The sequence below is a fragment of the Mesorhizobium sp. M0208 genome, assembly GCF_040322015.1.
Classification (GTDB): Bacteria; Pseudomonadota; Alphaproteobacteria; order Rhizobiales; family Rhizobiaceae; genus Mesorhizobium.
Window position 1 is genome coordinate 195726 of record NZ_JAMYSP010000003.1, and the last position, 21470, is coordinate 217195.

The window sequence follows — 21470 nt, forward strand, 5'->3', positions numbered from 1 at the left end:
TCCGTGTTTGTGTTGCGACCCTGTTGTGGCCTCTTCGCAAGCGAATGAAAATTGACTAAGGCTGGCGTTCTGATATTCAATTTTGAATGGATATCGATTGGAACCTGATCAAGAGTTTCGTCACGGTGGCGGAGACCGGCAGCCTGTCTGCCGCCGCGCGAAAACTTGCCGCAAGCCAGCCGACGCTCGGCCGCCACATCGCCGAGCTGGAACAGGCGCTCGGCGTCACCCTGTTCCGGCGTGGGCGGCGTGGCTATGCGCTCACGGAAGCAGGCAGCACGCTCTTTGAACAGGGTCGCGCGGTGAGCGAGCAGGCGAGCGCCTTTTCGCTGCTGGCGCTGGGATCGGTCGAGGCGATAGAGGGTACGGTGCGCATTGCCGCCAGCGAAGTGGTGGCCGCCTATGTGCTGCCGGAAATGATGGCGAGGCTTGGTTTCGAGGAGCCGGGCATCGAGGTCGAGATCGTCGCCTCGAACCAGGTCGAGAATCTGCTGCGTCGCGATGCCGATATCGCCATTCGCATGGTCAAGCCGGCGCAGAATGAACTGGTCGCGCGCAAGGTGACCGACATTCCGCTCCGCGCCTGCGCGGCAAAATCCTATCTCGACCGGCGTGGCCGTCCGCGCGAGGCCCGGGATCTCGCCGGCCATGATCTGGTCGGCTTCGATCGCAGCGATGAGATCATTCGCGGCTTTGCCCAGTTCGGCGTCCCGCTCGCCCGCAATGCCTTCCGCTTCAGGACCGATAATCAGATCGTGCTGTGGGAAGCGGTGCGGTCGGGAAACGGCATCGGCTTTGGCCAGGAGCCGCTCGCCGACCGTGATCCGCTGGTCGAGACAGTGCTGCCGGGTCTCCCGCTGCCGACGCTGCCGGTGTGGCTCGCCATGCACCGCGACGTGCGTACAAGCGTCCGCATCCGCCGCGTCGCGGATTTCCTCTACGAAGAGCTCAAGCGCTATTCAGCCGGTGCTGGCTCGGCAGCAAATTCAGCGCGGTGAGCGAGGCCGGCCATCAACAGCACGACGATCAGCAGCCCGGACAGAGCGACGAAGATCGGGCCGAAGCTCGAGTGTTCGGCGATGAAGCCGATCGCCGACGGCGCCACCAGAATGCCTGAGTAACCCATTGTGGTGACGACGCTCATACCGGTGCCGGACGCCATGCCCTCCTGGTTGCCGCCGGCCGAAAAGATGATCGGCACCATGTTGGCGATGCCGAGGCCGCAAAAGGCGAAGGCGGCAATGGCGAGCCACGGCGAGGGAGCCAGCCCGGCCACCAGCATGCCGGCAGCAGCGGCAAGAGCCGAGGCGCGCAACGTCGTAACGGCCCCGAAACGGTTGCGGACGCCATCACCAAGGAAGCGCATGACGGCCATGACACCGGAAAAGGCGGCGTAGGCCAGGCCTGCGATGGCAAGATCGGCGCCGAGCTCCTGCCTGAGATACAGCGCCGCCCAGTCGAGCACCGCACCTTCGGAGATCATCGTCAGCAGTGCCATCAGCCCAACCAGATAGACCAGCGGGTTTGCCGGCAGCGCGAATTTGTGGTGCTCGGCGACTGGGTGCTTGTCCTCGGCGATCAGGTAGCGGATCGCTACGGCGATGACGGCAAAGGCAAGAGCCGTCACCACCGTCGCATGGGCGAGGTGACCGTAGTTCTGGATGGCGAAACCGCCCAAAGCGCCGCCAGCGAAACCGCCAAGGCTCCAGAAGCCGTGCGAGGACGACATGATGGCACGGGACAGCCGCCGTTCGACTGCCACTGCATTGGCATTCATGGCGACGTCCATGCCGCCGATCGAACCGCCGAAGATGAACATGGCGACGGCCGCGAGGGGCACGTTGGGGGCCAGAGCCACGACCAACAGGCCGAAGCTGCCGGCAAGTCCGAACCAGCGCAGCACAGTGCGCGAGCCATGCTTCGAGATCAGATGGCCGCACCAGGTCATGGCGGTTACGGCCCCGGCCCCGAACAACAGAATCAACAGGCCGAGCGTGAATTTGCTGATGTCCAGCCGGGTGAGGAACACCGGGATCTGCGGCGCCCAGCTGCCGGTCAGGAAGCCATTGGCGAGGAAGATGCCGGCCACTGCCCAGCGTCCACGAATCGCGGTCTGCGTCATTTTCTGCGCGTCCATCGGGTAGAATCCGGTCCGGAAATGGCTTCGCGCGGCAAATTAGATCGATTCAATTCACAGTCAAGCGCTCTTTGCCGAAAGTGCTTGGACCAGACGCTACGTCCTCTCGCGTCGGCCAACCATCTCGGCGGTCCACTCCGAAATCCTTACGGCTCGGGATAAGGCGCGCCATCCTTGTGCACAAACCGGCCATCAGCGTTGGTGCTCATCATGTCGATGTCGGAGCAGGTGGCGACGTCATCGGGCCAGCGCGAACCGACTTCGAGATAGATCGCCATCGCGCCCGATTTATTGATCATGTGATGGCCGTTGCCTGATCCTTTCGGAAAGGCCGCGCAGTCACCAGCGCGCAGCACCGTCTCGCCGGCATCTTCGACGAGCGTCAGCTCGCCTTCAAGCACGTAGACGAATTCCTCTTCGTGCGAATGCCAGTGGCGCTGGCTCGACCAGTTGCCCGGCGGCAGGCGCATGAGATTGATGCCGAAGTCGGTGAGCCCGCCTGCGTTGCCCAGCTGCTGCCGCACGCGTTCGGCACAGGGTGCATCGAACGGCGGTGGATAGGATGAGCCCTTGCGTCCGGGCACGTCGGCAACGTCAATTTTAGGCACGGCGTCCTCCCCTAGTGATCCCTGGGGCGCCTTGCCTCGAACTCGGCCTTCTTGGCATCGGAGGCTTCGATCTGGTTCAGTGCCTGCCACTCGGCATAGGGCATGCCGTAGATGATCTCGCGCGACTGTTCCTTGCTGAGTTCGACACCCTCGGCCTGCGCCGCATCGCGGTACCAGTTGGACAGGCAGTTGCGGCAGAAGCCGGCGAGGTTCATCAGGTCGATGTTCTGCACGTCGGAACGCTCGCGCAGATGCGCGACCAGCCGGCGGAAGGCAGCGGCTTCGAAATCGCGCTTTTGTTCGTCGCTGAGTTCGGTCATGTCTTTGGCGTCCCTTGGGCCTTCCGTCACACCGGTCCGGTGCGCGAGCCGAATATTTTCACCGCATGTATATCGGCACGTCGATCGATCGCGTCAACGATCGGCGCCAGCCGTTCGGCCCAGTCGAGGGCACCCTTAAGGTCGGCGATCAGGTCCTGGCGGATCTCGAGCAGCGCATGGGCAAATCCGTTGACGATGGCGTGCCTGAACATGGTGTCGCCGCGCAGTGCGCCGTCATAGGGTTCGTTGTCGCCGACGATGAGGCTCTTGTCCTTGGCGAGCATGTCGATCAGCGGCCGCGCAACGCGATCGTCGAGATCCCATAATATGCCGACGTGCCACGGCCGCACGAAGCCCTGCATGGTCGGCGTGAAGGAATGCACCGAAAAGATGAAAGGTGCCTGCGCGGACGCTTGCGCCACCGAGGCGATCATGGCGCCGACGGCATCATGATAGGGGCGGTAAAAGCGGTCCAGACGTCTTTCGCGTTCCTCCGGCGCCATGGGATAATTTCCCGGGATGATGGTGCCGTCATAGAGCTGGCGAATCAGCGTTGGATCGTCCTCGCCGCGATTGGGATCGATCAGCAGCCGTGAAAAATTGGCAAGCACCGCCGGAACGCCGAGCAGACTTGCGAGTTCGCGGGTTACAGTCTCGACGCCGATGTCGTAGGCGATGTGGCGGTCGAACTCCGCCGCTGGCAGGCCAAGGCTGCCATACTCCTCCGGCAGGTCGCGGCGAGCGTGATCGGCCAAAAGCACCATGCCGCGCTTGCGGTCGCCTTCGACGATGTCGAAAGGCGCGAAAACTGTGGATCGGGTCATCGGCGGGAAAGGTCTGTTCGCGGGCTTCCTGGGAGGGTGGTATCGTCATTCCACGAAGAGAACGCTTGCGCAATGCCGTTGTTTGGCCACGGTTTCTGCCAAAAAACTGAGCAGGGGCGACCGCAAGCGCGCCGGAGCCTTCTAAATCGATTGGAATTGGACAGATCGGCGCGTTGACATGCGTACGGACTTTTCCGAAAAGGGGCGTTGAGAGATGCAAATGTGGTTCTTGAGGGGTTTCAGGATGGGTTTCGCCGGCAGGCTGCGTGTGCGCCATGCCTTGGCCATGCCGCTCCTGATACCGGCAATGGGCCTTTTCGCGGTGATCACGGCCTCGCCGGCACGGGCCGATTTCCGGGTCTGCAACGCCACGCAGAACCTGGTAGGCGTCGGCATCGGCTATCGCGCCAAGGCCGGCTGGATCACCGAAGGCTGGTGGCACATCGAAGGATCGAGCTGCAAGACGCTGATCGAGGGACCGTTGTCATCAAGGTTTTACTATCTTTATGCAGAAGACGCCGAGCGCGGCGGACGCTGGGATGGCCCGATCAACATGTGCGTGGCCGAAAAAGAGTTTAAGATTGCCGGCGTTACCGACTGCGTCGCCCGGGGCTTTCAGCGCGCCGGATTTCAGGAATATGACACGGGCGAGCAGGCAAGCTGGATGGTCCAGCTGACTGACGAGCCCGCAACGGATGGCGCTGCAGCCGCCCCGGGAACAAACAGTCAATGAGACGCAGCCGCAAGGTCAAGATCCTCGCCACCATCGGTCCGGCCTCCTCGTCCGAGGAGATGCTGAAGAAGCTGTTCGAAGCCGGCGCCGACGTGTTCCGGATCAATATGAGCCACACCGACCATGAATTGATGCGGACGCTTGTCGGCCGCATTCGTGCCGTCGAGGAGGCGGTCGGCCGGCCGATCGGCGTTCTCGCCGACCTGCAAGGGCCAAAGCTGCGCGTCGGTAAGTTCGCCAACGGCAAAGAAGTGCTGACCGTCGGCCAGACCTTCACGCTCGACGACAATCCCGAGCCCGGCAATTCGAAGAGGGTCTACCTGCCGCATCCCGAAATCCTGCGTTCGGTCGAGGCCGGTCATCGCCTGCTGATCGACGACGGCAAGCTCGAGCTCAAGGCGGTCAGCAGCAACGGCAAGGCGATCGTCTGCACCGTCGTCGCCGGCACCACCATTTCCGACAAGAAGGGCGTCAGCCTGCCCGACACCGACCTGCCGGTCGGCGCGCTGACGGAAAAGGACCGCCGGGATCTTGACGCGGTTCTGGCGACCGGCGTCGACTGGGTGGCGCTGTCCTTCGTGCAGCGGCCCGAGGACCTGGCCGAAGCGCGCAAGATCGCGCGCGGCCGGGCGCTGATCATGGCCAAGATCGAAAAGCCGCAGGCCGTCGCCCGGCTGGCCGAGATCATCGAGCTTTCGGATGCGCTGATGGTCGCCCGCGGCGATCTCGGCGTCGAGATGCCGCTCGAAGCCGTGCCTGGCATTCAGAAGCAGATCACCCGCGCCGCCCGCCGCGCCGGCAAGCCTGTGGTGGTTGCCACGCAGATGCTGGAATCGATGATCACCGCGCCGGTGCCGACCCGCGCCGAAGTCTCGGACGTCTCGATCGCCGTGTTTGAAGGCGCCGACGCGATCATGCTTTCGGCGGAGTCCGCCGCCGGCGCCTACCCGGTCGAAGCGGTGGCGATGATGAACCGGATCGCCACCAAGGTCGAAACCGACCCGACCTATGCCGGCATCATCAACGCGCAGCGCTCGGAACCGGAAGCGACCGGCGCCGACGCCATTTCGCTTGCTGCCCGCGAGATCGCTGAGACGCTGAAGCTGTCGGCCATCATCACCTACACGGCCTCGGGTACAACCGGCCTGCGCGCCGCGCGCGAGCGGCCGCAAGTGCCGATCGTGGCGCTGTCGCCGATCCTCAACACGGCGCGGCGGCTGTCGCTGTTGTGGGGCACGCATTGCGTCGTTTCTCCCGATGCCATCGACCTCGACGACATGGTCGATCGCGCCTGCCGCATCGCTTTGGACGAAGGATTCGGCAAGCCCGGCGACCGCGTCATCATCACGGCCGGCGTTCCGCTGAGGACGCCCGGCTCGACCAACATGCTGCGCATCGCCTATGTCGGATCGGAAGTCGGCCGCTAATGTCGGCGGCGGCTGCCGGATGGGCCGGCTGCATGGCGCGTCGTAAACGCGGCGCCAGCCCGGCGCATCGACGGCAGGTAGATCAGGGTCGACGCCGAACTCCCGCCCGCGTGCATCAGCCTGTGGCCGGCCGCGAGCCGGTTCGGAGGCCCCATCCGACTTGAGCTGGAGGTCAGTTAGGGTAAAATCTCTCCTGGGAGAAAGAGGAGGGTGATCCAATGTGGATGCGCACTGATCTTCTGGAACTCCTCGGCATTGAGCACCCGATAATCCAGGCGCCGATGAGCGGCATCACCACGCCGGAACTGGCGGCGGCAGTCAGCAATGCCGGGGCGCTTGGCTCGCTCGGATGCGGCATTCTGCCTGCGGCGGCTATCCGCGAGCAGCTCACGGCGACGCAGCACGCGACCAATCGTCCGATCAACGTCAACTTCTTTGCGCACCCGCCGCCGGCACGCGATGATGCGGCAGCCCAAAGCATGCGAGACCGCCTTCGCGGCTGCTATGAGGAGGTCGGCCTCGGACCGGTGCCCGAGCCGGGCGAGCCCTTCCCCACCTTCGATCGTGAGCGTCTCGAAATTGTGCTCGAGCTGCGCCCGAAGGTGGTCAGCTTCCACTTCGGCCTACCCGACACCGCAATTGTGCAGCAGTTGAAAGCGGCCGGCTGTACTGTCTTGTGTTCGGCTACCACCGTCTCGGAAGCGCGCCAGCTTGAGGCAGGAGGGGTGGACGCCATTATCGCCCAGGGATACGAGGCCGGTGGGCATCGCGGCACATTCACTGGCGACCCTGCTATCGGCACAGCCGGCACCATGGCCCTCGTACCGCAGATTGTTGATGCCGTGCGGGTGCCTGTAATTGCCGCCGGCGGTATCTTCGACGGTCGCGGCATTGCCGCCAGCTTTGCACTTGGTGCATCTGGTGTGCAGATCGGCACGGCTTTCCTGGCCTGTCCTGAAGCCAATGTGCAGCCAGTCTATCGCGCAGCATTGCGCTCGGCCAACGACGAGAGCACGTCGGTGACTCGCTGCTTCACTGGCCGCCCAGCGCGCGTGGTGCGCAACCGGTTTGTGATGGAAATGGCTGGTGAGGAAGATGCTGCGCTGGCGTTTCCGCTACAGGCGAGTCTGGTCATGCCGCTTTCGATGGCGAAGGATGAAAGCAAGCGGGCTGACTTCTTGCCCATTTGGGCCGGGCAGGGCGTTGCGAAGCTGCGGCAGATGCCGGCCGCCGCGCTTGTGGAGAAACTCGTCACGGAAGCAAGCGGCGTAGATCGGGCCTATAGGGGAGTAGGGGAGTAGGGGAGTAGGGGAGTAGGGGAGTAGGGGAGTAGGGGAGTAGGGGAGTAGGGGAGTAGGGGGCATGCGTTCCGCAGTGCAATCTACACCTCACATACTGCCTTACTCCCCTATTGCCCTACTGGCTTCAAATGCCTTCGCCGGCAAGCTCCTCGGAAAGTGCGGCGACCTGGTCCTGGGCGCTGCGCATCATCGGGTAGATGCCGAGAACGCGCTGCCAGGCTTCAAGTGCCGACTGCTTGTGGCCGGTTTCGGCCATGATCTGAGCCAGGCCCGAAAGCGCGCCGAAATGGCGTGGTTCGAGCTGCAGGGTGCGGTCGATGTCCGCCATCGACTTCCCGTAGTTCTTCATCATGAAATGAACAGTGGCGCGCCGGTTCCAGCCTTCCGCATAGGTCGGCTGCAAAGTCACCGCCTGATCGAGAAAATCGAGCGCGACATCGAATTTCTGATTTTCGATTGCCTTCTGCGACCATTGCATCATCAGGTCGATAGAGGCGCTGCCCGACTGGGACCACTCGCTGCCGATCCGTCCGGCGATGCGCTCGGCCGCCTTTTCATTGCGTTCGCGCTTGAGATCGGCAAACAGCTGATCGAGCCGCGCCTGTTTCGTCTTGACGACCGGAGGTGCTGTCGGCGGAGTTGTGGTCGGATCTTCAGCCCACGCCGGCAGCGAGACAGCGCCGGAAACGAGGAAAGCCGTGAAAAATGCAAAAAGAATCCGCATCGCGGGAATCTAGCCCCCGACGCCGGATCGTCAAACTGAATTTAGCGTGAGTGTCGTATCATGCGAACGGAGGCGCGCAGCCTCCGTCGAAAACTCAACCCTGGCGCGCCTTGTAGCGCGGCGCGGTCTTGTTGATGATGTAGATGCGGCCCTTGCGACGAACCAGCTGGTTGTCGCGGTGACGCGCCTTCAACGCCTTGAGCGAATTCTTGATTTTCATGGTCTTGCCCGTCGGTCTGGGCCCGGTCACGGGCCGAATTATTAAGGCGCGCCCACAGACGCGCCTTTGAACTGTGCGTGGCTCATAGACGAGGAGCGTTGCCCGTGTCAACCGCAAGCGCGTTGCCTAAACGATACGGACCGTTTCGTATCATCAAATATCCGCCACTGGCGCCTTGCGGCATTGCGCAGGCTTGCGACGGCTGGAATGATGCGGTTGCGAATTGGAGATCGTCATGCGCCGAATTCTTGTGTCCGCCTGTCTTGTCGTCCTCGCGGCAGGCTCTGTTGCCCATGCGCAGGAATGCGACCGCAACGACGACAGCCAGCAGATGATGAACATCTGCGCCGACGCGGACTACAAATCCGCCGACGCCAAGCTCAACAAGGCCTACCAGGATCTCATCGGCGGAAGTGACGCAAAAGCCAGGAAGCTGTTGCAGACGGCGCAGCGCGCCTGGATCGCTTTTCGCGACGCGGAATGCAGCTATCCGCCGCGGACAGCGAAGGCGGCTCGATCTATCCGATGCTGATATCGGAATGCCTGACGCGGCTGACCGACGATCGCACTAAGCAGCTCACCGCCGATTCGACCTGCGCAGAAGGCGATGTGAGCTGCGCCAGCCCCGACGAGGACGAGAGCGGCGACATCCAGTAAGCGTAGGTTCTAACTTTGTGTTTGAGCATGATCTTTTCCGAAACCGGATTCCACTTTTCGCTAGCGCGGACCTTCGGTTCGGGATCATGCTCTAGCTGCGGCGGCTCACGCGCGTAAAATGGCCCATCTTGCGGCCGGGCCGCGCCTCGGCCTTGCCATAGAGGTGCAGCATCAGATCGGGCTCGGCGAGCAGCTCAGCAACGCGCCGGATGTCGTCGCCGATCAGGTTTTCCATGACGCAGTCGAACTGCCGGGCGGGACTTCCCAGCGGCAGGCCGGCGACGGCGCGGATGTGCTGCTCGAATTGCGAGATGGTGCAGGCGGCCTCCGTCCAGTGACCGGAATTGTGGACGCGCGGCGCTATCTCGTTGACCAACAGCGAACCGTCGGCAAGGACAAAGAATTCGACGCCGATGACGCCGACATAGTCGAGCGCTGCAAGGATCTCCGCCGCCGCCGTTTGAGCCGCAGCCGCCGTCTCGGATTCTACTCCGGCCGGCAGCGTCGAGCTGTGCAGAATACCGTTGCGATGGACATTCCACGCTGGATCGTAGGCGGCGAGCGAGCCGTCGCTGCCGCGCGCGGCGATCACCGAAACCTCGCGCTCGAAGGTGACGAAGGATTCCAGGATCAACGGCACGTTGCCCATCGCCTCGCAAGTGCCGGCAAAGCCGCCTGTTTCCATGTTGCGGAAGACACGCTGGCCCTTGCCGTCATAGCCCATGCGGCGCGTCTTCAATATGCCGCTGCCGTTGAACTGTTTCAGCGCAGCCGTCAGTTCCTCGTCATTGTCGACGGGACTGAAATCCGCGGTCGGTATGCCGATACCATTGAGGAATTTCTTTTCCGCCAGCCGGTCCTGCGCCACTTCCAGTGCGCGTGCCGGCGGATAGACCGGCACCGTAGAGGCAAGTGCCGCGGCAGCCGCGACCGGAACGTTCTCGAATTCATAAGTAACGACGGCACTGGCCGCAGCCAGCTCGCCAAGCGCGGCCGCGTCGTCGTAGGCGGCGACGATCTGCCGGTTGGCGACCTGTGCCGCCGGGCAATCCGGCTGCGGCTCCAGCACGACGATGCGATAGCCGAGGCGGGCCGCGGCCATCGCCAGCATGCGGCCCAGCTGGCCGCCGCCGATGATGCCGATGCTCGATCCCGCCGGCAGGCTCACGGCGCGTCCGTGGGCTCGGCGGCCACCTTGGCGGTCTGCGCGGCGCGCCAGCTATCCAGCCGGGCGGCGAGCTTTTCGTCGCTCAGCGCCAGCACCGCGGCGGCGAGAAGGGCAGCGTTGGCAGCGCCGGCCTTGCCGATGGCCAAAGTGCCGACCGGAATGCCGGCCGGCATCTGCACGATTGATAGCAGCGAATCCTGGCCCGACAGCGTCTTTGATTCCACCGGCACGCCGAACACCGGCAGCGGCGTCATCGCCGCCGTCATGCCCGGCAGATGCGCCGCACCGCCGGCACCGGCGATGATCACCTTGTAGCCGGCCGCCTTGGCGCCCTTGGCGAAGTCATAGAGCCGGTCGGGCGTGCGGTGGGCCGAGACGATCAGGCGCTTGTGCGGAATGCCAAGCGCCTCAAGCGTTTCGGCGGCGTGGCGCATCGTCGCCCAGTCGGACTGGCTGCCCATGATGATGGCGACGTCGGCGCGGTGATCGTCCAAGCTTCTGCTCTCCGGCGGCAAAGGCGCGCATTAGCGGAAATCGAGGGGAGCCGCAAGGATGGCCGGAAACGGCAAAGCCGCTTGTGCCGTCTGCGTGGCCACGCACATGGACTTGCGCGGTCTGTCATCGGGCGGCCGCTGCTCGGAAGCGGTTGACGAAGTCGTCAAGTTCAGGCCGTTCGGTATCGGAAATCGCCCAGTAGGAAAAGCCGCTGTCGCTCCAGTGGACCAGCGAGAAGCCACCAGCAGAAAGATCGACCGGTCCGGCTGTCGAGCCGGTTTCCTCGGGCGCGGCGACGAGAGTGATCAGGTGCTCGCGGTGCCTGTAGACCAGTGCCGGCACTGGCTGGTCCGCGATCACCTCGACCCGGCCGCCGAGCAACGCGAAGCCGTCACTGGCAAGGTCAGGTGCCGGCGGTGACAGGCCGACCCTGCCATCCAGCCAGGGTTTGACCGTGTGCCGGTCCGACGAGACGACGTCCACCGGGCTGGCTGCCAGCAGGCTGCGGCGATGGCCGTTGGCGACCGCGGCGGCAAAGCTGTCGGGCGCCCTGCTCAGCATCATCCATTGCGTCGCGCCGCTGGCCAGCACAGCCGTAACGACGATCGACGCCGCCAGCGCGCGCCAGTCGAACGCGCCAAATCGGTGCACGGCTCTGTGTGCCGGCGGCACTCGAGCGGCGGGCGCCGGCGCCGGCAGCACTTTCTCCATACCGGCTGTCCCGATTGCAGTGATGCGAGCCTTGAAATCCTCATGGACATCGAGCCTCGGCAGCCCGCTGACGACCGTCTGCAGCGCAACGATACGGGCATGCTCGGCGGCGAGCGCCGGGTCGGCCGCGATGCGTCGCTCGACAGCCAATGCTGCTGCTGCGTCGAGCTCGCCATCGACCAAGGCATGGATCATCAGCGCCACGCCCGCCGGGTCATCGGGCAGTCCATCGTTGTGCGCGCTCATGGCGCCCTCCCAAGTTGGGATATCAGCAGACCGCGCGCCCTCGCCAGCCGCGACATCACCGTGCCTAGCGGCACGCCAAGCAGCGTCGCGATCTCGCGATAGCTGAGGCCGTTGACGTCGCGCAGCACCACAGTCTCGCGAAATTGGTGCGGCAGCGCGGCGATCGCCGCCTCGAGTGCGGCCGTGTCGGCCTTGGCGATCAGGCTTGCCTCAGGATTATCCGTATCGGGCAGGCCGGCGCCATATGCAGCCGTCATGTCATCGAGGTCGCTCAGGCCGCCGACGGCGACGATACTGCGCGGCCGGTTGCGCGCCAGCCAGGAGTAAGAGGCGTTGCGCACGATCGCCAGCAGCCAGGCGCGCGCATTGCCGCCGGCATAGGCGGCGATGCCCGCATGCGCCTTCAAACAGGCCTCCTGCACCACATCCTCCGCATCGGCGGCGTTGCCCGTCAGCCAGCGGGCAAGCGCAAGCGCATCCGCGAGATGGGGCAGAACCACCTCGCGAAAGCGCTCGGTCGCGGCCTCTTGGTTCAACACCGTCGCATCGCCCGGCATCCCGGGCAGAACCTTCCGAAAATCCTCACGGAGCGACGGTGATCCTGCCCTGCATGTGCGGGTGAAGCCCGCAGAAATAGGCATAGTCGCCCACTTTGGTGAAGGTGAAGGCATATGTGTCACCGGTGTCAAGCGCCTTGGAGCGAAACGAGGCATCGTTGGCGACCACCAGATGCGGGATGTCGTCGTCATTCTCGAAGGTTACAGTAGTGCCCTGCTTTATCGTCAGCACCGCCGGTGTGAAGGCAAAGTTCTCGATCTTGATCATTGACTGGTCTGCTGCGTTCAGTGGCATGGCAACCATTATCAGGATCGCCGCCAAACCGAGCGTGACAGGGGATACGACCAAGACGCGGGATGGGAAGCGCATCATCGCATTTCCCCTCAGGCCAGCGTGCTGTCGATGATGGCGAGGTCCTGCCCGCCTTGCTTGACTGTCACGCTGCTCGTGCCGAGCAGGCTGCGCAACTGGCCGGCAGGTACCGTCATCGGCCCGGGTGAGGCTGCGGTGCCCGGCGCCGGTTGCGGGAAAGCGGTCGAGCGCGCGGTATGAAAGGTAACGTTGCCTTCGACCTTCTGCATGATCTGGTGGATATGGCCGTTGAGTATGGTGACGGAGCCGAAGCGCTTGAGCAGGGCCAAGGCCTGCGCCGCGTCATCGGTGCCCCAGCCCCATTCGGGATAAACAGCCCATAGCGGGATGTGGGCAAAGACGACGATTGGCGTCGAGGCGGTGACCGCCTTCAGATCATCGGCCAACCATGCCAACTGGTCGGCGCCGAGATTGCCCAGCCCGCCAGCCTTCAGGTTGACGACGTTGACCAGCCCGATGAAATGGACGCCGTTCTGATCGAACGAATACCAGCCGGCGCCCTTGGTGCCCTTGCCGTAGCGGTCGAGATAGGCCTGGCCATTGCCGTCGTCGATCAGGTCGTGCTCACCGGGCACATAATGTACGTCGAAGCCTGCGCCGCCGATGATCTGGGCAGCGTTGTCGAACTGCGCGGCTTTCGACAAATGGGTGATGTCGCCGGTGTGGATCATGAAAGCGGGCTTTTGCGGCAACGCCTGGATCTTGCCGATGGCCTCCTTCAGCGTGTCGATGGCGTGCGGGTTGGCAGCCTTGTCGAAGCCGATGTGGCTGTCGGAGATCTGAAGGAAAGTGAAGCCGGTGGCCAAGGCCTCTGCGGCTTGCGCCGCGCCGAGCAGGCTCAGCGAAACCGGCACGCCGGCCGAAATCGTCCACAGCACTCCCGTGCCGGCCCAGATCATGCATTCCAGTGCATGACGGCGGCTGATGCCGTCAGCTTCATTGTCGTGGTGGTGGGTCATACCGGTCTCCTGCAACGCCGGAAATGGCGTCTGCTTGGGAGACCAATGGGCGGGGTGGTTTATTCCGCCCGACGACCAAAAAGTCATTCACAGTGCCGTGATGGCGCAATGGCCCGATGCCAAGCCGGCGCTGGAAGGCACTGGCTCGACCACGTTCTGGCGATATCTAGTCCGGCCAGCGCAAGGCCCCGGCGGACTGCTTGCGAGCGGGTTTCATCGCATCCGCAGGACGCTCCTTCGCGGTCAGCACGGCGCGAAGCTGCTCGGCGACGATTTCTGCCTCGCCGGGGTGCAGGTTGCACGGATCAAGGAAGAAGTGACCGCGCTCGACCTCGTGGTTGCGCACGATGATGGGGGGCGAGCCCGCCGCCAGCGCCGAGGCAAGGCCGGCGGCGGTGAACCTGCTTTCAGGCGTAACAAACACCTGCAGGCGGTCGAGCGGATTGGCGGTCGGATCGGGAATGATATGCGCGGCGATACCAGGCAGTCCTTGCAATGCGTCTTTCCACAGATGCAGGGCGGCTTCCTCCCGCTGACGGATGCCGGCATGGTCGCGCCGCTCCCAGGCTTCCAGGGCCGCCATGGTACCGGCAATGCTTTCCTTGCCCACCTTCATCGCCCGCGCAACGCCACGATTCTGGAGATAGGCGGCCCGCACCAGATCCGTGCGCCCCGTCACGATGCCGCTTGTCGGTCCGCTGAGGAACTTGTGCCCGCTATAGACGACGATGTCGGCGCCGCGTGCGAGAAAGCCGCGCAGGTCGTATTCGGAGGCGGCGTCGACGATCACCGGCACGCCCTTGGCGTGGCAGATCTCGCAGAACTCCTCGAGCGAAAGCATGCCGTATTGCACCGTGTGGTGCGCAACTACGTAGAGGCCGGCTGCGGTGCGGTCGCGGATCGCGTCGCGCACATGATAATCCTGCGTCACGCTGACCGTGCCGGCGGGTATTGTCTTCGCCCCGGCCAACCGGATCGACTGGTCGATCGGCGCGCCATAATTGACGATGTGACCGAGCTGGACGATGACCTCCGACTTGAGGCCCTCAGTGTCGTCCGGCAGCCGCTCGATCGCAAGAAGGCTGGTTCCGGTCATCGCGCCGGCAATCGCCATGGTTATGCCGCTGGCGCAGCACGCGGTGATGAAGCCGGCCTCGCCGCCGGTGAGGCGTGCAATCACAGTACTTGCGGCGCGTTGCAGATCGTCCGTCTCGACCCATTGCGAGGCGATTTCCGACATTGCGGCAATCGCTTCTGGCACGATGATCGAAGCGCCGAGCGCCGTCATCGTACCGGAAACGTTGATGATCGGGCGAAGGCCAAGCCGTTCGCGTATTGTCGTGTTGGAACGGTCAGCGGCATAGGTCGTCATCTCTGCAGATCCTGTTTCGAACGATTTCAGGCGATCTCGACGACCGCCTCGATTTCAACTGTGATGTTGCCCGGCAGCGAGCCGACACCGATTGCCGAGCGGGCATGTCCGCCGATCTTATCAAAGACGGCGGCGAAAAGATCGGAACAGCCATTCACCACCTTGGGGTGCTCGCTGAATGTCGGCGTCGCATTGACAAAGCCAAGCAGCTTGACGACGCGCACGACGCGGCCGAGGTCGCCGGCCGCCGCATGCATGACGGCGAGCAGGTTCAGGCCGGTCAGACGCGCATGCCCATAGGCCTCTTCAACGCTGACGTCGTCGCCGACCTTGCCGGTGCAGAGCGCGCCGTCGGCGCGCAACGGCCCCTGGCCGGAGAGGAAGATCAGCCGTCCGCTCTCGGCATAGGTGACGAAGTTGGCGATGGGCTTCGGCGGCTCGGGCAGTGTCAGGCCCAATTCCGCGAGCCGGATGTAAGGCGTCATAAAAGCTCCTTGCGACAGCTTTCGCCGTCCGATGTCAAAAATGCGAGGCGCGAAATCGCGCCAGGAAGCTGCGAAGGCGTTCATTGTCGAAGCCCGCCGCCAGAATCTCGGCGGGTGGTCCGACGGCGCTGACGCCGCCGTCCGCCATGAAAACGATGCGGCTCGATGCATCGCGTGCAAAAGCCATCTCATGCGTGACCATCAGCATCGTCATGCCGTCTTCGGCGAGGCTGCGAACGACCTCGAGCACCTCGCCAACCAGTTCGGGGTCGAGCGCCGAAGTTATCTCGTCGAGAAGCAGTATCTTCGGCTCCATCGCCACCGCGCGGGCGATGCCGACGCGCTGCTGCTGGCCGCCGGACAGCTCGGCCGGCAGGCTGTCGGCCTTATGGGCGAGGCCGACCCGGCCGAGCCAGTGCTCGGCAATGGTGCGGGCCTCGGCATTGCTCTTGCCGCGCACCTTGCGCAGGCCAAGCATGATGTTGCCGGCGGCAGTCAAATGCGGAAACAGATTGAAGCTCTGGAACACCATTCCGGTCTCGGCTCGCATCGCCGCCAGGTCGCGCTCGCTGCGTCGCTGGCGTGTTCCCGTCTCGCGATAGCCGACCTCCTTGCCATCGATACGGATCGAGCCGCTGTCGTAGCTCTCCAGGAAGTTGACGCAGCGCAGCAGCGTGGTCTTGCCGCTGCCGGAAGGGCCGATGACAGTCACCACCTCGCCGCGTGTCACCTTGAGACTGACCGAGCGCAGGACCTCGACGGATCCAAAGGCTTTGGAAACCTCGGAGACATCGAGAAGTGCCGGATTCTGGTGCGAGGCATTGGACATCTTGCTATTCCCGGATGAATGAGAAACGCTGCTCCAGCCGCCGGCTGGCCAAGGAGAGGGCGTAGTTGACGGCGAAGTAGACGAGCGCACCGAGAATGTAGAGCGGCATCGCCTCATAGGTGCGGCCGATGACCTGGTTGATCGCCTGCATCAGGTCGGTGATGCCGAGCAGCGAGACCAGCGCGCTGCCCTTCACCGCGTCGGTCACGCCATTTATCCAGGGTGGCAGGAAGCGCCTGAACGCCTGCGGAAAAATGACGTAGGCCAGCCGCTGGCGAAAGGTCAGTCCGATCGCCATCGCCGCCTCGGACTGACCCTTGGGAATCGAGCCGACGGCGCCCCTCAGATATTCGACCACCTGTGCGGTCTTGAAGAGGGTGAGGGCGAGTACGGCCGCCCAAAAGGATTCCAGATGCAGCCCCACCGCGGGCAGGCCGTAATAGACGAAGAAGATCAGCACCAGGATCGGAATGCCGCGTATGGTGTCGCTGAAGATGCGCACTGCCCAGCGCAGCGGAGCCGGACCGTAGACAAGGCCGACGCCCATCAGCACGCCGGCGATGAGCGATAACACCACGACCAGCAGCGACACCCACAAGGTTACCGCAAAGCCCTGGGCGAGGAACGGCAAGGCGTAGATGATCTGGCTCAGCATCTCAGCGCGCCGCCTTGAACCGGCGCTCGACCAGCCGCAAGGCGAAAAGCAGTGCATAGCCGGTCAACAGGTACATCGCCGTCACCACCAGATAGACCTCGACAATGCGGAACGTGTTGAAGTTGATCCACTGGGCGCCGTAGGTGAGCTCGGGTACCGAGATGACCGATGCCACGGACGTGTCCTTGAAGAGCGATATGAATGTGTTGGAAAGCGCCGGCAGGGTTATGCGCAGCATCGTCGGCAGGCGCACGTGGAGCAGCCTTTGCCATGGCGTCAGGCCGATTGCCTTGCCGGCGTCGAGCTGTCCGCGCGGCACCGCCTCGAGCCCCGAGCGAAACACCTCGACCAGGTAGGCGCCGCTGTAGAGCGATAGCGTGGCAATAAATGAGGTTTGCGCACTGTAGGCAATGTCGATCACCGTCGGCAGGCCGTAGAAGACCAGATAGACGAGCAGGATCAGCGGCACGTTGCGGATGAACTCGACATAGGCCGCGATGATGGTCCGCACCGCACGTCCGGCCGATACGTACCAGACCGCCAGAACGAGCCCGATGACGATGCCGATCGCGATCGAGATGACGGCCAGTTCGAGGCTTAACAGCAGTCCGCCCCAGAGCTTGTCGAAATGCCGCCAGATCAGGTTGAAGTTGAGGGTATAACCCATGCATCCCCGTCATAGAGGGCTGTGATGAGAGGGGGGCGGAAGGACGTTTGTCCTTCCGCCTGCTTGCATCAGATGACCGGGAAACCGGGATGGCGGGCCGGCGGCTCCTGTCCGAAATAATCCTTGAACGCAGCGTCGTAGAGTGCCGTTTCATGGCCGAACATGGCGATGGTGAAGGTCTGGTTGACGAAGGTCAGCCAGTCGAGGTCGCCCTGCCGCAGTGCGGCGCCATAAAGCATCGAGAACCAGCTCTTGCCGGCATCGAAGTATTTGTCCGGATTGCGCGAGGCGAGCCAGCGGACCGTTGACAGATCAACCGCGGCAGCGTCGACGCGCTTGGATTCCAGGGCCTGCAGCACGTTGGCCTGCGTGTCTATCTGCATCACCTGCGACTCCGGCAGCACGATATGCACATTTGCCTCGGCATCAACGTTTTGCAGGATGGAAATCCGGGTCGCCGAACCGGCGGCAAGCAGCTTGTCGAAGGTCTTGTTTTCGGCGTTCGGAAGGGTCAGCAAGGCGATGCCTTCGACGTAGTAGGGCCTGGAGAAGTGGATCAGCTGCGAGCGCTGGGCGGTCATGGTCATGAACTGGATGGTGATGTCGACCTTGTTGGTGGTCACGTTCGGAATGCGCTGAGCCGGATCCTGCATGACGAATTCGACTTTGGTCGGGTCGTCGAAGAGCCCCTTGGCGAGAATGCGACCCATGGTGATGTCCATGCCCACCAGTTCGCCGGCGTCGTTCTCGAAATGCCAGGGCGCATTGGTGCTGCCGGTGCCGACGATCACCTTGCCGCGCTCGAGGACGGTGCGCAGCAGGCTGTCCGGCGCTGCCTGGGCCGCCGCTTTCTGAACGTCGACCGCGGTAGCGGCGCTCATCACTCCGGCCGTTGCAAGCCCGGCCATTCCCAGTTTCAGAAATTCACGTCTTTTGGATGTGTCGTTCACGGCGACCTCCTTTCGTGTTGTGTTCCCCTTTGGACCAGCGATACAGGCATCGGTTGCAACTGATGTAATTGTCTCTTACAAGAGACGCCTGTACTCTGTACAAGACAGATTAACATCAGGGATCGATAATGCAAGATGGCAATGCATTGGCCGCTCGACCGGACGCCGGACTGGACGAAGACAAGACCTCGGGCTCTCGGGAGAAGGGTCTCAACCGGGTTCTCCAGATTTTGGAGTTTCTCCACACGACCCAGCGCGCGATCGGCGTTGGCGACCTTGCCAAAGGAGTGAACGCGCCGCGTTCGACGACTTATACGCTGGTGCGCTCGCTGGTCGACGCAGGCCTGCTTGAGATGGCCGGAGACGGCAATCGGGTCTATTTCGGAAAGAAGCTTTATCTCTACGGAATGGACTATGTGCGGGGCAACGACCTGCTCAGGCGAGGGCGCCAGGAAGTCGACCATCTGTCGCGCGAGACCGGCGAGACCTCGGAGCTGTGCATGCTGCAAAGCGGCCGCTACACCATCGTCCATTCAAGCCCGGGAACGAGGCCATTCAGGATCAGTTCGGCGACGGGTCTGCAAATACCGCTTCCCTGGACAGCTTCCGGGCGGCTGCTCCTCGCCGGGTTCGACAGGGCGGCGATCGAGGATATGGTCTCGGAAGACGATCTCGTGCTGCCGGACGGCCGCAGGTTGCGGCTCGACGATTTCATAGCTGACATCGCCGTCGCCAAGTCGGCCGGCTACTGCGTCACCTCCGGCCTTGTCGATGCCTATACGAAATGCCTGGCCGCGCCGGTTTTTTCAGCGCCGGGCAGGGTCGAGGCGACGATGTGCCTGGTGGTTCCGATCGATACCTCGACCGAAAAGACCGACGATCTGATAGCGTTGTTGCGCGAGCGCGCCGCACGGCTTTCGATCGCGGCATAGCGCTTTTCCAGCAGGCCGGCGCCGGCGTTCGTTCAAGCAATAATGTCTGGAATGATCTTGTCTTCCAGCGCCATCAGCCTGTCCTTCAGGAAAAGCTTCTTTTTCTTCATGCGCTGGATCTGCAGCGGGTCGCAATTCATGGCGATCATCGCATTGATGGCCGCATCGAAATCGGCGTGTTCCTGCTTCAGCCGGGAATATTCGAGGCGGATATCAGCCTGTTCCTGATCGGACATTTTTACCGTCTGCACGTCTGCGGCGCCCAAACACTGGGCCTGATTGGGCGGGACCGGGGCCTTCTTGCACCGGCGCGCAGCCCATACCACATTTCACATTGTCGTGGAATGCTACCACGCAGCATTCGACATCGGTGCTCGATGGTGGCACACTGTCATTATGCCGTCACAGAAGCGAGCCTGCGGTGGACGTGCCTTGGCGGCTGCAATCGAGGAAACCATGAAAGGGAGAACCAATCATGTCTCTTGCATCCCATCTTGATGAGCTGCAGCGGAAACACGGCGACATCGAACGGGAAATCGACGATGCGATGGCCCATCCATCGGTAGACGACCTCGAAATCGTGAATCTCAAGCGGCGCAAGCTGGCGCTCAAGGACGAGATTGAAAAACTGAAGGCGAAACCGACGACGCACTGAAGCCCTTCCAGGACTAGAAGCGCGCGCCGCCCGGCGCGCGTCCCTTTCCGGTGGCATACCGCTATGCTGCCGGAAATGCCTGTGGATTTGCGGCAAGCTGCCGTCTTGTCATTTCCGATTTGCTAGGCCTGCGCGCCAGTCGCCATTGACAAGCCATCTTTGCTCCTCCACCTCATGCCCGGACCTTCAAGATTAAAGGCAGCCGGCATGACCGGATATTTTTCCTCACCCTTCCCACGCCGCAGGTCGATCGGTGTCGATGTCGGCGGCGTGATTGTCGGCGGCGGCGCGCCGGTCGTCGTCCAGTCAATGACCAACACCGACACGGCCGATGTCGATCAGACGGTCGCACAGGTGGCGGCGCTGCATCGCGCCGGCTCCGAGATCGTGCGCATAACCGTCGATCGCGACGAAAGCGCTGCCGCCGTGCCGGCCATCCGCGAGCGGCTGGAACGACTCGGCATCGACGTGCCGCTGGTCGGCGATTTCCATTATATCGGCCACAAGCTCCTGGCCGACCACCCGGCCTGCGCCCAGGCACTGGCCAAATACCGCATCAATCCCGGCAATGTCGGCTTCAAGGACAAGAGAGACCGGCAGTTCGCCGCGATCGTCGAGATGGCGATCCGATACGACAAACCGGTGCGCATCGGCGTCAATTGGGGTTCGCTCGACCAGGACCTGCTGACCCGGCTGATGGACGACAACCAGGCCCAGGGCTTTCCGCTGACCGCCCAGGAAGTGACGCGCGAGGCAATCGTGCAGTCGGCAATCCTGTCGGCCGAAATGGCTGAAGAGATCGGCCTTGCCCGCGAGAAAATCATCCTGTCGGCCAAGGTCAGCGGCGTGCAGGATCTGATCGCCGTCTACACCGAGCTTGCCACCCGTTCCGACCATGCGCTGCACCTCGGCCTGACGGAGGCGGGCATGGGCTCGAAAGGCATCGTCGCCTCGTCCGCGGCCATGGGCATCCTGCTTCAGCAGGGCATTGGCGACACCATCCGCATCTCGCTGACGCCGGAGCCAAACGGCGACCGCACGCGCGAGGTGCAGGTGTCGCAAGAGCTGTTGCAGACCATGGGCTTCCGGCAGTTCGTGCCGATCGTCGCCGCCTGCCCGGGCTGCGGGCGCACAACCTCGACCGTGTTCCAGGAGCTTGCCCAGAACATCCAGGCCGACCTGCGCAAGAACATGCCCGTGTGGCGCGAACAATATCCCGGCGTCGAGAACCTCAAGGTCGCGGTGATGGGTTGCATCGTCAACGGTCCGGGCGAATCCAAGCACGCCGATATCGGCATTTCGCTGCCCGGCACCGGTGAGACGCCGACCGCCCCGGTGTTCGTCGACGGCAAGAAGGCGGCGACCCTGCGCGGCCCGTCGATCGCCGCGGATTTCGAGAAAATGGTTTCCGACTACATCGAACGGCGGTTTGGGCAACACGGCAAAGCCGCGGCGGAGTAGTTCG

Annotated in this window: 27 protein-coding genes and 1 pseudogene; 9 read left to right on the top strand and 19 right to left on the bottom strand. The window is 63.3% G+C overall.

Features of this window, described 5'->3' with window-relative positions; all coding sequences use genetic code 11:
- Positions 1–86 precede the first annotated feature (86 nt).
- Positions 87–998, top strand: coding sequence for a LysR family transcriptional regulator (locus NKJ17_RS04715; RefSeq protein ID WP_352650941.1), 912 nt, complete (start codon positions 87–89; stop codon positions 996–998).
- Here the strand turns inward: NKJ17_RS04715 and NKJ17_RS04720 are convergent.
- The 4 genes from NKJ17_RS04720 to NKJ17_RS04735 form a co-directional block, all read right to left on the bottom strand.
- Entirely contained in the window at positions 956–2137 is a 1182-nt protein-coding gene (locus NKJ17_RS04720) for an MFS transporter (protein ID WP_352687251.1), read from the bottom strand. The genes NKJ17_RS04715 and NKJ17_RS04720 overlap by 43 nt on opposite strands.
- 146 nt (positions 2138–2283) lie before the next feature.
- Positions 2284–2745 (bottom strand): cupin domain-containing protein, encoded by a 462-nt coding sequence (locus NKJ17_RS04725; protein WP_352687254.1) that lies wholly within the window; start codon positions 2743–2745, stop codon positions 2284–2286.
- An 11-nt stretch (positions 2746–2756) separates the two neighbouring features.
- Positions 2757–3065 (bottom strand): DUF1244 domain-containing protein, encoded by a 309-nt coding sequence (locus NKJ17_RS04730; protein ID WP_254816513.1) that lies wholly within the window; start codon positions 3063–3065, stop codon positions 2757–2759.
- A gap of 26 nt (positions 3066–3091) precedes the next feature.
- A complete protein-coding gene (locus NKJ17_RS04735) occupies positions 3092–3889 on the bottom strand; it encodes an N-formylglutamate amidohydrolase (protein ID WP_254816514.1) in 798 nt (265 codons plus the stop codon).
- Between the two features lie 268 nt (positions 3890–4157).
- On the opposite strand from NKJ17_RS04735, the gene NKJ17_RS04740 reads away from it, so the two are divergent.
- The 3 genes from NKJ17_RS04740 (at position 4158) to NKJ17_RS04750 (ending at position 7350) form a co-directional block, all read left to right on the top strand.
- On the top strand, positions 4158–4622 hold the full coding sequence (locus tag NKJ17_RS04740; RefSeq protein ID WP_502894192.1) for a DUF1036 domain-containing protein: 465 nt from the start codon (positions 4158–4160) through the stop codon (positions 4620–4622).
- Positions 4619–6049, top strand: a complete 1431-nt coding sequence (gene pyk, locus NKJ17_RS04745) for a pyruvate kinase (RefSeq protein WP_352687257.1) — start codon at positions 4619–4621, stop codon at positions 6047–6049. The genes NKJ17_RS04740 and pyk overlap by 4 nt, the downstream gene beginning before the upstream one ends.
- 218 nt (positions 6050–6267) lie before the next feature.
- Positions 6268–7350, top strand: coding sequence for an NAD(P)H-dependent flavin oxidoreductase (locus NKJ17_RS04750; protein WP_352687260.1), 1083 nt, complete (start codon positions 6268–6270; stop codon positions 7348–7350).
- Positions 7351–7474: 124 nt separating this feature from the next.
- Here the strand turns inward: NKJ17_RS04750 and NKJ17_RS04755 are convergent, their stop codons facing one another.
- Together NKJ17_RS04755 and ykgO are read right to left on the bottom strand one after the other, a co-directional pair.
- Complete coding sequence (locus tag NKJ17_RS04755; RefSeq protein ID WP_352687263.1) at positions 7475–8074, bottom strand: tetratricopeptide repeat protein; 600 nt, start codon at positions 8072–8074, stop codon at positions 7475–7477.
- A gap of 94 nt (positions 8075–8168) precedes the next feature.
- Positions 8169–8294, bottom strand: a complete 126-nt coding sequence (gene ykgO, locus NKJ17_RS04760) for a type B 50S ribosomal protein L36 (RefSeq protein WP_006203764.1) — start codon at positions 8292–8294, stop codon at positions 8169–8171.
- A 334-nt stretch (positions 8295–8628) separates the two neighbouring features.
- Between ykgO and NKJ17_RS04765 the strand changes: the two are divergent.
- Together NKJ17_RS04765 and NKJ17_RS04770 are read left to right on the top strand one after the other, a co-directional pair.
- A pseudogene (locus tag NKJ17_RS04765) lies at positions 8629–8804 on the top strand (lysozyme inhibitor LprI family protein); the annotation flags it as partial.
- Positions 8805–8819: 15 nt separating this feature from the next.
- Complete coding sequence (locus NKJ17_RS04770) at positions 8820–8951, top strand: hypothetical protein (RefSeq protein WP_352687416.1); 132 nt, start codon at positions 8820–8822, stop codon at positions 8949–8951.
- Between the two features lie 91 nt (positions 8952–9042).
- On the opposite strand, the gene NKJ17_RS04775 is transcribed toward NKJ17_RS04770, so the two are convergent.
- The 12 genes from NKJ17_RS04775 to NKJ17_RS04830 form a co-directional block, all read right to left on the bottom strand.
- A complete protein-coding gene (locus NKJ17_RS04775) occupies positions 9043–10119 on the bottom strand; it encodes a 5-(carboxyamino)imidazole ribonucleotide synthase (protein ID WP_352687266.1) in 1077 nt (358 codons plus the stop codon).
- Complete coding sequence (gene purE, locus NKJ17_RS04780; RefSeq protein WP_023678468.1) at positions 10116–10613, bottom strand: 5-(carboxyamino)imidazole ribonucleotide mutase; 498 nt, start codon at positions 10611–10613, stop codon at positions 10116–10118. Before purE ends, NKJ17_RS04775 begins: the two co-directional genes overlap by 4 nt.
- A gap of 124 nt (positions 10614–10737) precedes the next feature.
- Positions 10738–11571, bottom strand: coding sequence for an anti-sigma factor family protein (locus NKJ17_RS04785; RefSeq protein WP_352687269.1), 834 nt, complete (start codon positions 11569–11571; stop codon positions 10738–10740).
- Positions 11568–12128: a sigma-70 family RNA polymerase sigma factor gene (locus NKJ17_RS04790; RefSeq protein WP_352687272.1), complete on the bottom strand. Its 561-nt coding sequence runs from the start codon at positions 12126–12128 to the stop codon at positions 11568–11570. Before NKJ17_RS04790 ends, NKJ17_RS04785 begins: the two co-directional genes overlap by 4 nt.
- Positions 12129–12153: 25 nt before the next feature.
- A complete protein-coding gene (locus NKJ17_RS04795; protein WP_352687406.1) occupies positions 12154–12498 on the bottom strand; it encodes a cupredoxin domain-containing protein in 345 nt (114 codons plus the stop codon).
- A 14-nt stretch (positions 12499–12512) separates the two neighbouring features.
- Positions 12513–13460 carry a metallophosphoesterase family protein gene (locus NKJ17_RS04800; RefSeq protein WP_352687274.1) on the bottom strand — a complete coding sequence of 316 codons (948 nt, stop codon included), beginning with the start codon at positions 13458–13460 and terminating at the stop codon, positions 12513–12515.
- A gap of 166 nt (positions 13461–13626) precedes the next feature.
- Positions 13627–14832, bottom strand: a complete 1206-nt coding sequence (locus tag NKJ17_RS04805) for an aminotransferase class V-fold PLP-dependent enzyme (protein ID WP_352687277.1) — start codon at positions 14830–14832, stop codon at positions 13627–13629.
- Positions 14833–14858: 26 nt separating this feature from the next.
- Positions 14859–15317: a RidA family protein gene (locus NKJ17_RS04810; RefSeq protein WP_254816524.1), complete on the bottom strand. Its 459-nt coding sequence runs from the start codon at positions 15315–15317 to the stop codon at positions 14859–14861.
- A gap of 34 nt (positions 15318–15351) precedes the next feature.
- Positions 15352–16146 carry an amino acid ABC transporter ATP-binding protein gene (locus NKJ17_RS04815; RefSeq protein ID WP_352489302.1) on the bottom strand — a complete coding sequence of 265 codons (795 nt, stop codon included), beginning with the start codon at positions 16144–16146 and terminating at the stop codon, positions 15352–15354.
- 4 nt (positions 16147–16150) lie between these two features.
- Positions 16151–16801: an amino acid ABC transporter permease gene (locus tag NKJ17_RS04820; protein ID WP_352650810.1), complete on the bottom strand. Its 651-nt coding sequence runs from the start codon at positions 16799–16801 to the stop codon at positions 16151–16153.
- Between the two features lies 1 nt (position 16802).
- The gene (locus tag NKJ17_RS04825; RefSeq protein WP_352650808.1) at positions 16803–17468 is read right to left on the bottom strand and encodes an amino acid ABC transporter permease; all 666 of its coding nucleotides are present in this window, start codon (positions 17466–17468) and stop codon (positions 16803–16805) included.
- 68 nt (positions 17469–17536) lie between these two features.
- Positions 17537–18418, bottom strand: a complete 882-nt coding sequence (locus NKJ17_RS04830; protein ID WP_254816528.1) for a transporter substrate-binding protein — start codon at positions 18416–18418, stop codon at positions 17537–17539.
- A 128-nt stretch (positions 18419–18546) separates the two neighbouring features.
- Here NKJ17_RS04830 and NKJ17_RS04835 point away from each other — a divergent pair, with 128 nt between their 5' ends.
- Entirely contained in the window at positions 18547–19350 is an 804-nt protein-coding gene (locus NKJ17_RS04835) for an IclR family transcriptional regulator (protein ID WP_352504995.1), read from the top strand.
- A gap of 32 nt (positions 19351–19382) precedes the next feature.
- On the opposite strand, the gene NKJ17_RS04840 is transcribed toward NKJ17_RS04835, so the two are convergent.
- Positions 19383–19586, bottom strand: coding sequence for a YdcH family protein (locus NKJ17_RS04840; protein ID WP_023678480.1), 204 nt, complete (start codon positions 19584–19586; stop codon positions 19383–19385).
- 239 nt (positions 19587–19825) lie between these two features.
- Between NKJ17_RS04840 and NKJ17_RS04845 the strand changes: the two genes are divergently transcribed.
- Both NKJ17_RS04845 and ispG read left to right on the top strand, forming a co-directional pair.
- A complete protein-coding gene (locus NKJ17_RS04845; RefSeq protein ID WP_254816530.1) occupies positions 19826–20005 on the top strand; it encodes a YdcH family protein in 180 nt (59 codons plus the stop codon).
- A 207-nt stretch (positions 20006–20212) separates the two neighbouring features.
- Positions 20213–21466 carry a flavodoxin-dependent (E)-4-hydroxy-3-methylbut-2-enyl-diphosphate synthase gene (gene ispG / locus NKJ17_RS04850; RefSeq protein ID WP_352504996.1) on the top strand — a complete coding sequence of 418 codons (1254 nt, stop codon included), beginning with the start codon at positions 20213–20215 and terminating at the stop codon, positions 21464–21466.
- Positions 21467–21470 lie beyond the last annotated feature (4 nt).